We start from the raw sequence: 13,330 nt of genomic DNA, 5'->3' as shown, positions 1-13,330 counted from the left end.
GGTCGTCTTCCCACGCGGAAAGACGACCCTTTGCTCGTTGTGCTGAACGGCGACTATTCTTTCAGCAGGCGCACTACCGTGGAGCCGTTAGGCAGATCCAGGTGGAGGTAGTAGAGCCCGGTGCTGAGGTTGCCCAGGTCCAGGGGAACCTGCAGAATAGTATCGGTTTTTGTGAGGCTGCGGGAATGAACCTGGCGGCCCAGGGCATCCGTCACCCGCAGCCCGATACGGCCCCGCTGGTCGTTGTCGATACGCACGTTGAACACGCTGGCACTGGGGTTGGGAGCTACGGTTATACCTTGCTGCAGCGTGGTGCCCAGGCCCGTAATGGTGCCTACCGTCTGGCAGCTTTCATTGGAGTAGGCGGAAGCGCCGGAGCCATTTACGGCCCGCACGCGGTAACAGTAAAGCCCATTACCGGTAACCGCATCCTGGTAGAAAGTGTCACCTGCGGGCAACGTAGCAATGCGAGCAAAAGCCCCGCCGCCCACGGACCGCTCTACCTCGAAGCCGGTTTCGTTGTTCGACCGATCGAGCCAGAGCATATCAACGGTAGCGCCGGTAGCCGTGGTAACCGGCGCATAGGAAGTAAGGTTGATGGGGGCGGCGGGTACTTCATTCAGCGTACACAGCTCCAGCGTCCAGCCGGTGAGGGTGCCGGTCGTGGCCGGGTCGTTGCCGGAAATGGTGAGCGTCCAGTTGCCAACTGCCGAGGTATTCAGCAGACTGGCTAATGCCGTGGCGGGCCGCACCGTGGTACCGCTGGGCAGGGGGCAGGCCAGGGCCGCCGCCGCCGCATCATCAAACGAGAGGCTGAGGTTGCTGGTGCCGGGGCAGTTGCGGGCAAATAGTACCACTCGCTGGCCGGCCGGGTTGGTCAGGCTGATTTCTAGCTGCCCGGCATTGGGATGCGTAATGGTCAGGTTGCGGATGCGCAGGTCAGAAACCCGCTCCGTGCGCGTAACGGCTATAACCGAAGTTACCGTAGTAGCTGCGCCAGCCTGAATAGTGCGAGGCACGTTGGTGGCCGCCAGGCTCTGGCAGATCTGGGCACCAGTCGTAAACTGCACCACCGCCGAGAATGGCGCCGGGCCGCAGTTGCTCAGGGCCCGCACCCGGACAAAGTAGGTAGTGAGGGGCTGCAGGGCGCCGGCGGGGGTGAAGCTGGTTCCACTGCCGGTAGTCTGGCTCAGAACCACGTTGGTAAAGGCGGCATCGGTAGCAAGCTGCACTTCGTAGGCTGTGGCATTAGGCACGGCCGTCCAGGTGAGCAAGGGGCGAAGCGTAGCTGGGCCGCCGCCGGTGGGCACTGAGAGTACGGTGGCCTGCGTGGCCGCCGCCTGCACCGTAAGTACCACATCCAGGTAGCGCACCACGCCACCACTGGTGCCCGCCAACTGAATTACGTAGGTACCTGACGCCACGGCCCCGGTAGTGCTGATGGTGGCCGTAGTGCTGGCACCGGCCTGCAAACTGGGGTTGGCAAAAACCACGGAAACGCCGGCCGGTAAATTTGTGGCCGATAAGGCAACGGCGCCCGTAAAGTTCTGCAACTGGCCAGCCGTAACGGCTACCGTACCCGACCCGCCCGGGCAAAAAGCGAGGGCACTGGCTCCGCACCCGGGGCCCTGCAGGAAGAAGGTGGGGCCAGTGGGTATTTCCAGCGTGAAATTCTGGTTGGAGACGTCGAAGAAGATACCACCGGTAGCTTGCACTCGAATACGAGCCTGGGAAGAGGCTCCCACGCTGGCCGGCACGGTTACCGGCTCACACCCATCGTTGGGGGTGTTGGCCAGCAGCACCGTGGGGTAAGTGAGTCCCCCATCGGTCGAGAGCAGAATATCCACGTTGGCAGCATTGATGGGAGCCTGCGTAGTGTTGGCCACGTTCCAGGTTACCTGCTGCGCCGCTCCGGCCACCCAGGTAGTGGCCGTGTTGGGGGTTGTGACCACAAAAGGGCCGGCAGTGCCTACCACCACCACATTCATGGAGTCGTAGTCGACCCCACCTCCGCCCGCGCGGTTATCACGGGCCACCAGCCGGAAAATCAGGCGCCGGCCGTACGTGGGCAGGAGTCCTCCCTTGGTTTGAGTGTTGTTGAGCAGGTCGGCCAAGCGCGGAAAAGTGCGGGAGGGGCTGGTGGTAGGCGGAAAAAACCTAAACAGGGGGGCGTCACCGGTCGGGGCGTTTGGGGCACTGGGGTTTCCGAGGTTAAACTGCTCCCAGGAGTACGTTAGGGCATCGTTGTTAGCATCGGAGGCGGCGCCCGTGAGCGTGAAAGGCGTACTGATGGGAATGGCGTAGTTGCGGCCGGCATTCACCACCGGCGGCGTATTACCCGTGGCCGTATTCACCGAGCAGTTGCCGGCCCCTACAATGTGAGCTACAATCTGGTCGAAGCTGCGCGAGTGAAAATAGGGGTCGGAGTTAGGCTGAATGTCATCGGCCCCGCAGATGCCGGCATAGGCCATGATGGTTGTACCCGAGCCCGGCTCGTAGGCCGATGAGGCCGAGCGGTTGCCGCCGCCGCAGTTGCCGGTGGTGCTGTTAAACGTATGGTCGGCCCCGAACTGGTGCCCCATTTCGTGGGCTACATAGTCGATGTCGAAAGCATCATTGCGGGGAGCCGAAGCCCCGGTTACGCCCCGGGCTTTGCCGGCAACGCAGACTGAAGGCAGCTGGGCCACGCCCCCGCCCCCGGTGCTGAAAACGTGCCCGATATCATAATTGGCGTCTCCAATCAGGTTGTCGGCGGTGGCCTGATTTTCGTCCAGCATTTCGTTGCCGTTGTCGTTGGTGTACGGGTCGGTAGCGGGGTCCAGAAAAATCAGCTTGTCGTTGTCGGGCACCAGCACCATTCGTACGGCCAGCTCCTTTTCATAAATGCCGTTAACCCGGTTCATGGAGGCTACCATACCCGCCATGGCCCCGGCTTTGGTGCCGCCATGAAAGGCCGCGTACTCTCCGGTGCAAGCCAAGGCCAGCCGGTAGGTGCGCAACGTGGTGCCATTGGCTACCGCGGCCCGCTGCGCTTTGGTTAGCTGGGGCAGCGCGGCACTGGCATCGGCGGCGGGCGTGGCGCACACAAACGGGAATGCGCTCCGATTCATGGCCCGGCGCTCAAATACCAAGTGGGTCTGTTGGCCCCGCTCGGCCGGGTCAATGTACACCGTGGCACTGGCCGACAGAATCAGGGCGTGAAACCCATCCGGACTGAGGTCGAGGCGGGCCGTGGCCGAGGGGTCGTCGAGGCCCTGGGCTGCGTAGGTGCGGATGCTGGGGTAACGGGCCGCCAGCTCTGGGGCCATTACCGGCACCTGCACCACCCGGAACCGCTGCGAAGTACCATTGGGCAATGGCAACGAGATGACCGTAGCAGAAGCCCGCGCCCCGCCACCGCGTTCCGTGGGAGCCGCACTCAGAGCGGCGCGCACCGCATCCAGCTGAAAGGTGACGGCCCGGAAGTGGGAAAGCGGCTGCGTGGCCGCCCGGGCGGCCGTAGGCACCTGCTGCGCATCGGCCCACAATACGCGCTGCGCGGAGGCCGTAGTGAAGGTGCCCAGGCTGGCAAGCAGTGCGCCACCAGCCAGCAACGACTGCCAGGCTTGCCGGAACAGGGTAGGGGTTTGGTGCATACTTATGGAGGAGGAATGCAAGAATTCGAGAAATAATCAGCAGAAATAGACGGCTCAAGTTAAAGTTTTTGCCTGCCGGGGCCGCGCTTCCAGCTGGATATATTTTGGCTGTTTATCAATGGTGCTAAGGGCTAAAATCCGGCAAATTTCCTGTGGTGGGCCCAACCCGAATTTCTGGCAAAAGCTCAATGCCAAGTCAGAAGCATGGTAGTAGCACCAACTGACCGCAAAACCACAACACCCGCTACTGCTGGTAGCGGGTGTTGTGGTTTTGAGCTAAGAACCGGCTTCTAGCGGCCTATGCATCGGTTTTTAGGAGCACCAGCTGGGCCTTGTCAGCAGCACTGATTTTGCGCCGGAACTCCAGATAAGCCGGGTACTCCGTGCGGGCAAAGCGCGTGCGGGGCATTACCAGGCGCCGGATGTACTGAATAGTGCCATCGGGCAGAGCAGTCAGCTGGCTGTGGTAGGTGCCAAAGGGCGTGGTCAGCTGCACCGGCGTGGGGAGCTGCTCGGCGTGAAGGCTGGCGGGCAAATGCAGCTGCAGGGTGTCCTGCTGCGTGAAAGCATGTTCCAAGACCACATCGGCCTGCCGCTCACCCACCGTAGCCTGGGGCGGGGCCAGGCGGCTTAGAAGGTTGGGCGTCAGGAAAAGGCGCTTGCCACTGGGAGGGGCCAGTGCCGGCAGAGTAAGCGCCAGGGTTTCGGTAATGCCGGGCAGGGGCGCTGTGGGGCTCGTGTGCTTGTAGCCCACTTTGGTAAGAGTGAAGTTGGGCAGCGTCAGGCGCCGGCTGATGTGCTTCTTCTGCTCGGCTAGCTCCAGGCCCGCCAGGCCCGAAACGGCGTCGTATTCCAGGCCGGTGCTCAGGGTGCGAAGGGTAGCCGTAGCATTGCCTGCGGCGTCCAGATACACGTGGGTCAGGCGCTCCTGGCGGTTTTCGGAGGCACCGTAGCGGGGCGTGGCAATCAGGCGGCCGCCTTCAGGCAGCAGCAGCAGGGCGTGGCGGTTGCCCGTAAATCCGCCCATGTACCCAAACGGCGTGGTCTGGCTGGTGCATTCCAGCCACACGGTATCGGGGCGGGCGCTTTTGGTCAGGGGCACGCACAGAATCACGTGGTTGAACTGGGAGCTGGGGAAGCTGGTGCGAATATCCTGCTCGTCGGAGCCGGCACGCACCAGGGCCGCATGGGCCTTGATGCCCGCCGCCCCCAACAGGGCTTGGCAGTAGTTGGTCAGGGCCTTACAGTCGCCGTAGCCGTTGGCTGCCACCGAGGAGGCCGGAAACGTCTGCCAGCCACCCAGGCCCAGTTGCACGGAAATGTAGCGCGTGTTGGCCTGCAGAAACTGATACACCTTGCGGATGCGAGCCCGCTCGTCGGTTTCGCCCTGCACCAGCGCAGCGGCGGCGGCTTTCATAGCGGGCGGTAGCTCGTCGCGGCCAGCGTTGAGTTCGTAGGTCCAGCGGCTGAGGTCGGCCCAGGAGGTGAGGCGGCCGGCGTGGCCCTGCACCTCAAACTCGGCGGGAGCCGTGTACACGGCGGGCGTTAGCTCGGCCAGGGGCGGAGCGTCGGTTTCTTCCTCGCGGGCGGCCAAATCGTGCACCTGCCACTCGTACACCTCCTGGCTACCCTGGGTGCGTTTGGGCTGGGCCGTGCCAGCGGGTAGCTGCTGCTCCTGGTAGCGCAGGGCCATACCAGTCGGCATCAGTACTTTGAAGGTGGCCTGCTCCACGGCCAGCTGCTCCACTGGCTGGGGCCGCCAGGTAGAGTAAAACAGCGGGTTATCCGACACCACTTCGTAGTCGAACTCCACCGTGTAGGGGTAGGTAGGTTGGCTGAGGTCGGCCACCCGGCCCCGGGCATCGGAAGCCAGGCTAAAGCCATCCGATAAGCTAATATCCCGGATATCCTGGCTGCGCAGCTGCCGCAGCTGCCGGCCCGCGGCATCGTACACGGCCCCCCGGAAGTAGCTGATACTGTTGAGCTGGCTGTAGTACACCAGCTCGGAAGCCCAGCGGGCGCCGGCCTCATCCAGAATGGTTACGGCCCGGTGGGTGGTTTCTACGGTGCGCGCCGCCGACTTCACCAGCAGCTGCTCATCCTGCCGCCGGATAACGGCGTGGGCGTTTTCGCGCAGGGCGGCGGGTAGGTCGGCCACGGCATATTTAAGCGCGGGACCGGGGGCCGCCAGCCCGGGCAGCCCGGCTGCCAAGGCCAGCGCAATACTCAACGAAAGAACACGCATGGCGCTTAGCTTTTTTTCTTGAGGACCAGCCGCTCGTTCTGCTTGGTCATCATGCGGCTGAAAAATTCGCGCAGGTAGGCATATTCCTCGGCCTGATATACTGGCCGGGTTAGGCTCATACGGCTCATAATCTGCACGGTACCGCTGCCGGGCTGCACGGCGTAAGTGAAGCGGCCACCGCCTTCGGGCAGCTCCACCGCCATGGGTTTGGGTATTTCCTCCAGCTCGTAGCCGGCGGGTAGCGTCAGGTTCACCAGCACGGTTTCATCCATGTTGGCCCCAAAATCTACCGGAAAGCGTCGCTCTTCGTGCAGGAAGGGGTTCTTCTCGGTGCCGAAGTCGTGCAAAGGGCTCAGGTAAATAGTACCAACCGGCGCCTCAGCTCCGGCAGTGGCAAACTCATAGTCCAAAGTAAGGGGGCGGTTCAGGGTCGTTTGCTCCTTGAATGTGTACTTCGGAATGCTCCAGCCTTCGTGGGCCGAGGCCAACTCCTCCACGTATTTCTTTTCGCCCAATTTTCGCAGCTTTTCCCGCTGGGCCAGACCCAGGTAGCCGGCGTGCTCCTGGTGCACTTTGCCATTGATGCCGCCTTTTTCATCCACAGTCAGGTTGATTTGGCTGTAGTGGAGCAGGCGGTCGGCGGGCTTCAGCTCTACCCAGCGCGAGGCACCATCCTGGGGCAGTACCAGGCGGCCTACGCCGTTGAGGCAGCGCGGCGGCAGCATGCCGCAGGGGGCCAGTTCCTCCGTGGCATCTACCAGCATGGTTGTGCCATCGGGTAGCTCTACGTGGGCCAGTACATAGTTAAAGCGGGAAATCAGCGGCACGTTGGTTTCCATGCGGCCGTGGCTGCGGGTGCTCAGTACCAGGGGGTTGGCCTTGAAGCCGGCTTCCCGCAGAGCGGAAATCAGCAACAGGTTGATATCTGCGGCGTTGCCGGTTTTTTGGTCGAAGGCGCGCCGCACGGGGCCGGAGGCGTATACCCCGTTGTTACCATTGTGCTTCACGCTGCTGCGCACCAGGTTATGGATGGCCGCCAGACGCGTTGCAGGCTCTTTGTGCTGGGCCTGCAAGGTGGTGAGCTGTTCTTTCAGGAAGCCCGCCCGATTAAGCTGTCCGCCCAGGTTGTCGCTGGTTAGTAGCTCCCGGTCAATTTTATCCCAGGAGTCGGCCACGGCTTTATAGGGCTCATCGGGCCACTTAATGCCAGCCAGCTCAAAGTCAATTTTGGCTATGTAGTCGCCGGTGGTGGTCATGTACGGCTCCTCCCGCATGGCCGGCACGTTTTTCATGGCCCAGCGGTGGTTGGTTACGCGCGGGGTTACTACCTGCGAGCCGCCCGAAGTCCGCTCCCCAAATTCCAGCTTCGACGACCAGCTAATGGTGTACTGCGTGGTGCTTTCTTCCCGCGTCTGCACTTCCAGGGGCTCGTAGCCCTGCATCAGCATTTTGTAGTCGAAATATTCTGGAATGGCTGCCCGGTACTCACTCCAGCGCACCGGAATATCGCGCTGAAACGTCCAGTCCTGGAAGTTGAATGTGAATGGCGACAAAACCGTGTACGTGTACTCAATAACGGAGCCCACGCGCACATTGGGCAGCGTAAACTTGCGGGTGGTAACGTTGGGTGAGGTTTCTTCCCGGAAAATAGCATCAGCATTCAGCTTTTCCTTGACTACCTGCCCGTTTACCAAGTTGTAAGTAAAGCCTTTCAAGCCCGACAGCTTTTCTTCACTGCTGTTTCGGTGGTAGAGCGGCACTTCCACGGTAGCGTACTCGTAGCCGGATTTGCGGAGAATCTTGAGCCGCGTTACCCGCTCAAATACCACCTTAAACTGGCCGTCATTGTATTCAAAGCGGGTGCGGCCAAAGTCGCCGAGCACCACGGCTCCGGCCGTGCTGTCGGCTACGAAATTTTTGGGCGTCAGGTCAAGCTCATCAATCTTGCCGAACTTAATGGGGTCTGTTTGGGCCTGGGCCAGGGTTACGGCCGCGCCGGTGAGCATACCAGCCAGCCACAGCCGACGGAGTAAAGGTGACTTCATAGGAAGACGTAAAGGGAAATAAGAAGAAATCAAGCGGAATATTCCCGGCTGCAAACAAGCAGGCAATAAGGCACTACTAAGGGCGTAGATAGAGCTGGACAGAGTATCGGAACCGAAATATCCTATTTCTCCGGAACATGAGCAACAGATGAAGCCCGGTTTTCTACTGCTCAGTTTGTAAAAGGCTTATAACTGTGCTGGAGCAGGATTTCGGCAACCCCAATAGGCTACTGCCGCTGCAGTACAATGGGCTCGGCCAGCTTGCTCAGAGCCTTAGTGTACATCTCCCGCAGGGCGTGGTATTCCTCGGCCGTATAGTGCGTTTTGAGCAGGTGCAGGCGGCCCACCAGGCTTAGGGTTTGCGGAGTAGGCTGGGTGATGTTGAACAGGAAACGCCCGCCGCTATCGGGCAATACCAATTGCATGTTGGCCGGAAGCTCAGCAACAGCATACCCTGCCGGCAAGGTGAGGTCGGTGGCGTACTCGAAGCGCTGCACAGTGGCAAAATCAACCGGAAACAGCCGTTCATCAGCCTGAAACAGGTTGCCGCTCAGCACCAACTGCTGCAAGGGGCGCAGGTAGAGCGTGGCCGCCGGGGCCTCGACTCCGGGCAGGCTGGCAGTAAGCTCCAGAGCCACCGGCCGGCTCACATCCGGCGCCAACACGCTGGCCTTGCTGATTTGCCAATCGGGGTGAGCTTTCTGCCAGTTCTGCCGCAGCTCCGGCAAGGGGCGGCGGTAATTGGAAGCCGCGTAGCCCGCGTACTCCTGCCGGATGCTGCCCCGCAGCTCGCCCTGGGGCGTGGCCGTGAGCTGGGCGCGGGTATACAGCAGGGTGGGGGCGGTGTCCATCAGATTTACCCAGCGCCCGGCCGGGCCTAGCAGGCGCCCCTGGCCGTTCAGGCAATTCTCGGGCAGGAGCGTGGGAGGCAAGCTGGCATCGGTGGCGTCCAGCAGCAGCTCTTTATTGTCGGGCAGCAGCACGTGGGCCACCACGTAGTTGAACTGGCTCACCACTGGTAATTCCGTTTGAACGCGCCCGTTTGAGCGGGTGCTCAGGAGCAAGGGCTGCGCATTAAGCCCGGCGGCCCGCAGGGCAGCTACCAGCAGCAGGTTCACCTCGGCCGCGTTGCCCTTGCGCTGCTCCGCAACGCGTTTGGCCGTGCTGCCCGGGCGGGCGTGGGAGGCCGGGGTGTCGTCGTAGGCAACCTGCTGCATGACCAGCTGCCGTACGGCCTGGGCCCGCTCAGTGGGGTTGGGCATCGGCTGGAGCACGGCGGCCAGAGTAGTTACCGGACTATTAGCCTTCAGATATTGACCAAACCGCTCATCTTCCAGTAGCTCCTTTTCAATCTCGGGCCAGCTGCCCACTATAAACTGCGGGTCGCGTTGCGGATCAAACTGAATGCGCTCCAACTCAAAGTCCACCTGGCTGAGGTAGTCGCGGCGGGTGGTCATGAACGGCTCCGAGTGGAAAGCCGGTAAATTCTTGATGGCCCAACGGCGCGTCACGGCCTGAGTTGTAATGCTATATACATTATCCGAAGCACCAGCGTTGGTACTCCCGTATCCAGCGTTGGATCCTTCCCGATACGATGTTGCGTAAGGTTTTGTACCGGTTTCGTTGATGGTGAAGGGCCAGTAGGTGCGGGTGGTTTCTTTGTAGCGGTAAAACGAGGGTATTACGGTGCGGTACTCACTCCAGCGCACCGGAATATCTTGCTGAAACTGCCAGTCCTGAAGGTTGAACAGGAAGGGCGAACGGACTATGTAGGTAAACTCCAGAATGGAATTTTCCCGCACGTTGGGCAGCGTGAAAGCATACTCATTGAGCCGCTCATTTATCTTCTTGCTGAAGACGGCTTCAGTGCGTAGCGGCTCCTTGCTGAGTACGCCGGCTGTCAGGTTATACGTAAAGCCCTTAAGCTGCTGAATGTCCTCGTGGCCGCCATTCTTTGGGTCGTGGTAGAGGTAGACTCGCACGGTGGCGTGTTCGTAGCCCGCCGGCCGGCGTATCAGCAGCCGGGCCGTGCGCGCAAAGCGCAACTCAAAACCATCTTTCTTGCCTTGGATACTGGATTGCCCAAAGTCGCAGAGCACCTCGGCGGCGGCAGAATCGGGGGTGGGGCTAGCCAGCAGGGCGGCGGCCTCCTTGGCGTCGAGTTTGCCGAATTTGATGGGCTCTTCCTGGGCGCGCGCAGTGGCGGCCCACAGGAGCAAGCCCGCAGTGGCCAGCACCCGGCCCGCAGTGGAGTAAATGAAGGACACGAGCAATACGTGGTAACAGGCCGCAGCCTAGTAAATAACCACGAAGATAGGCGCAACCCGGCAGATTTCCAGCCCCTGGTGTTGTTCAGCTACGCGACAGTTTTCCGGCGCCAGATCAGCAGATACACCAGGCCCGCCAGCACGCTGAGCACACTGAATAAGTGCACGTAGGGCAGGTGGCTGGGCTTGTTGGCGAATACCCAGCCGGCCAGTAGCGCCCCCAGACCGATTCCCATTTCAAGGGCAATGTACATGGTGGCCACGGCCCGGCCACGCCGCTCGGGGTGACTCAAATCCACCGTCCAGGCATACAGCGTGGGCGAGTTGAGGCCCGTACCCAGGCCCAGCAGAATAGCGCCCGCCAAAAACACCGGCGCCGACTGCGCCAACGCCAGCAGCCCCAGCGAGGCCACCATAATGGCCGAAGAACCAATGAGCACCGGCACGCGGCCGTACTTGTCGGAGGCACGGCCCGCCACCAGCCGGATTACCAGGGAAGCGCCGGTGTAACAAGTGTAGAACAGTCCTTTATTTTCACCTACCAAACCCAGAAACCGGCTCTGGTCGGGTACCACGGTGAGCACCGCCCCAAACGGGAACAGGCACAGCAGCGTAACCACGGCCGGGGCCAGTACCCGGGGCTCAAATACCTCTTCCCAGCTTTCCAGGCGCAGCAGCTTCCAACTAAAGGGATGGCGCTGGGCTTTAGGCAGAGTTTCCGTCATGGTGCCTTGCACCACCAGGCTCAGCAGGGCCAGGCCCGAGGAGCAGTAGAACAGCGTATTGAGGGAGAAGCGCTGGGCCAGCCAGGAGCCCAGCATGGGGCCGGCGGCCATGCCCACCGAGCCCGCCACGCCCAACAGGCCCATAGCCTCGCCCCGGCGCTCCAGCGGAATAATATCGGCAATGAAGGCGGCCGTGCCGGTGGGCTTGAACCCGGTGCTGAACCCGTGCAGCAGCCGCAGCCCCAGAAAGGCCGTTACCGTAACCGCAAACGGGTAGAAGAACCCGCAAACAAAGCACACCAGGGAACCGAACACCATCACCGGAATGCGGCCCACTGTGTCGGCCAGTTTGCCGCTGAACGGGCGCGAAATACCCGCCGTGAGAGTAAACAACGCAATGATGAAGCCTTTATAATCCTCGCCGCCCAGGCGGGTGAGGTAGTCGGGCAACTCGGGCAGCAGCATGTTGAAGCTCATGAAAAAGAGGAGCGACGACAGGCACATCAGCCAAAAACCAACGGTGTACACGCGTTGGGTAGGGGGCGCGGAAGGAGGAAGCGTAGCGGGCATCGGAGCCGTAAAGGTAGCCCATAGAATGCCGGCCGCCGCACATACCTACCTACAGCTCAGCTTCGCGCTCAGGGAAACACGCCTCTTCCTTACTGGCCAAAACCACGGAATGCCAAAATTCTTTCGGAGAAAAATTCTCCACTAGCCAAACCTCCGTGTACCTTGCCGGTATTACACTCAGCATGTATTTCCCATCCTAACACTATGGCACAAGATCAGCAAGACCAACCGCAGAACGGCCATTCCGGCAACGGTACTGGCACGGCCGTAACCGTCGCGGGCACCTCCCACGACGAGCGTACGGCCGCCGGGGAGCAGAGCCAAACCATTACCACCCGCCAGGGCCACCCGGTTACCAACAACCAGAATACGCGCACCGTGGGCAACCGCGGCCCCGTAACGCTGGAAAACTACCACTTCCTCGAAAAAATCAGCCACTTCGACCGGGAGCGGGTGCCGGAGCGGGTGGTGCACGCCCGTGGTGCCGGAGCCCACGGCGTGTTTAAAGCTTACGGCAAAGTAGGTAACGAACCCATTGAGCAGTACACCCGCGCCAAGCTGTTCAACACGGCTGGCAAGGAAACGCCGGTGTTCGTGCGCTTCTCCTCGGTAATTCACGGGGGCCACTCGCCGGAAACCCTGCGCGACCCGCGCGGCTTCGCCGTGAAGTTTTATACCGAAGACGGCAACTGGGACATGGTAGGCAACAACCTCAAGGTGTTCTTCATCCGTGACGCCATGAAATTTCCGGACCTGGTGCACGCCTTCAAGCCCGACCCGGTAACTAACCGCCAGGATGGCGGGCGCATTTTCGATTTCATTTCGAATACGCCCGAGGCCATGCACATGATTACCTTCCTGTTCTCGCCCTGGGGCATTCCGGCTAACTACCGCCAGATGCAGGGCTCAGGCGTGAACACTTACAAGTGGGTGAACAAGGAAGGCGTAGCGCACCTGGTGAAATACCACTGGGAGCCTAAGCAGGGTGTAAAAAACCTGACTCAGCCCGAAGCCGAGGCCATTCAGGCCAAAAACTTCAACCACGCCACCCAGGACCTTTACGACCATATCAAGGCCGGTGACTTCCCGGAGTGGGAGCTCCAGGTGCAGCTGATGCCCGACGGCTACCACGAAGAGTTGGATTTTGACCCCTTGGATGACACCAAGATCTGGCCCGAAGACCAGTTCCCGCTGTTGCCCGTAGGCGTGATGACGCTGAACAAAAACCCCGAAAACTACTTCGCCGAGGTAGAGCAGGTGGCCTTCGGAACGGGCGTGCTGGTAGATGGCCTTGACTTCTCCGACGACAAGATGCTGCAAGGCCGCACCTTCTCCTACTCGGATACGCAGCGCTACCGCGTGGGTACCAACTACTTGCAGCTGCCCATTAATGCGCCCAAAAAACACGTAGCTACCAACCAGCGCGACGGGCAGATGGCTTACCACGTAGACACGGCCCCGGGTCAAAACCCGCATGTAAACTACGAGCCCAGCAACCTCAGCGGTCTGAAAGAGGCTGCGCCCTCGGGCCAGGAGCACGAGCCGGAGTACAACGCCAAGCTGGTGCGCCAAACCCTGGACCGCCAAAATAACTTCAAACAGGCCGGGGTGCGGTATCGTCAGCACACCGAAACGGAGCGCAATGACCTCATCGAAAACCTGGTAGGTGCCCTGAGCGGTGCCGAGAAGGTGGTACAGGACAAGATGGTTGCCCTGTTTACGCAGTGCGACGAGGATTACGGCCGCCGCGTGCGGGAAGGCCTGCAGCACGCCGCTGCCGGTAGCAACGGCCAAGCTGCTACTAGCCAGCAAATGGTAAAAGAGCAAGCGTAGGCGAGTTCTG

Annotated in this window: 6 protein-coding genes; 1 reads left to right on the top strand and 5 read right to left on the bottom strand. The window is 61.1% G+C overall.

Annotated features, from left to right (window positions below):
• Positions 1-53 precede the first annotated feature (53 nt).
• The 5 genes from ABIB60_RS11500 to ABIB60_RS11480 form a co-directional block, all read right to left on the bottom strand.
• Positions 54-3,635, bottom strand: a complete 3,582-nt coding sequence (locus ABIB60_RS11500) for a reprolysin-like metallopeptidase (protein ID WP_354580009.1) — start codon at positions 3,633-3,635, stop codon at positions 54-56.
• A 298-nt stretch (positions 3,636-3,933) separates the two neighbouring features.
• Positions 3,934-5,880 (bottom strand): DUF3857 domain-containing protein, encoded by a 1,947-nt coding sequence (locus ABIB60_RS11495; RefSeq protein WP_354580008.1) that lies wholly within the window; start codon positions 5,878-5,880, stop codon positions 3,934-3,936.
• Positions 5,881-5,885: 5 nt separating this feature from the next.
• Positions 5,886-7,925 (bottom strand): DUF3858 domain-containing protein, encoded by a 2,040-nt coding sequence (locus ABIB60_RS11490; RefSeq protein WP_354580006.1) that lies wholly within the window; start codon positions 7,923-7,925, stop codon positions 5,886-5,888.
• Positions 7,926-8,152: 227 nt separating this feature from the next.
• Complete coding sequence (locus tag ABIB60_RS11485; protein WP_354580004.1) at positions 8,153-10,192, bottom strand: DUF3858 domain-containing protein; 2,040 nt, start codon at positions 10,190-10,192, stop codon at positions 8,153-8,155.
• A gap of 89 nt (positions 10,193-10,281) precedes the next feature.
• On the bottom strand, positions 10,282-11,487 hold the full coding sequence (locus tag ABIB60_RS11480) for an MFS transporter (RefSeq protein WP_354580003.1): 1,206 nt from the start codon (positions 11,485-11,487) through the stop codon (positions 10,282-10,284).
• 204 nt (positions 11,488-11,691) lie between these two features.
• Between ABIB60_RS11480 and ABIB60_RS11475 the strand changes: the two genes are divergently transcribed.
• Positions 11,692-13,320, top strand: a complete 1,629-nt coding sequence (locus ABIB60_RS11475) for a catalase (RefSeq protein ID WP_354580001.1) — start codon at positions 11,692-11,694, stop codon at positions 13,318-13,320.
• The last annotated feature ends 10 nt before the right edge of the window (positions 13,321-13,330 follow it).

Origin of the sequence: Hymenobacter sp. UYP22 (genome assembly GCF_040547285.1) — a bacterium.
Lineage (GTDB): Bacteria > Bacteroidota > Bacteroidia > Cytophagales > Hymenobacteraceae > Hymenobacter.
Note: the sequence above shows the minus strand (reverse complement) of the source record. Positions and strands in the feature narration are given on the sequence as shown.

Excerpts from the sequence above, each read along its gene's own strand:
- ABIB60_RS11500 (WP_354580009.1), bottom strand. The coding sequence starts at position 3,635 with ATGCACCAAACCCCTACCCTGTTCCGGCAAGCCTGGCAGTCGTTGCTG.
- ABIB60_RS11495 (WP_354580008.1), bottom strand. The coding sequence starts at position 5,880 with ATGCGTGTTCTTTCGTTGAGTATTGCGCTGGCCTTGGCAGCCGGGCTG.
- ABIB60_RS11490 (WP_354580006.1), bottom strand. The coding sequence starts at position 7,925 with ATGAAGTCACCTTTACTCCGTCGGCTGTGGCTGGCTGGTATGCTCACC.
- ABIB60_RS11480 (WP_354580003.1), bottom strand. The coding sequence starts at position 11,487 with ATGCCCGCTACGCTTCCTCCTTCCGCGCCCCCTACCCAACGCGTGTAC.
- ABIB60_RS11475 (WP_354580001.1), top strand. The coding sequence starts at position 11,692 with ATGGCACAAGATCAGCAAGACCAACCGCAGAACGGCCATTCCGGCAAC.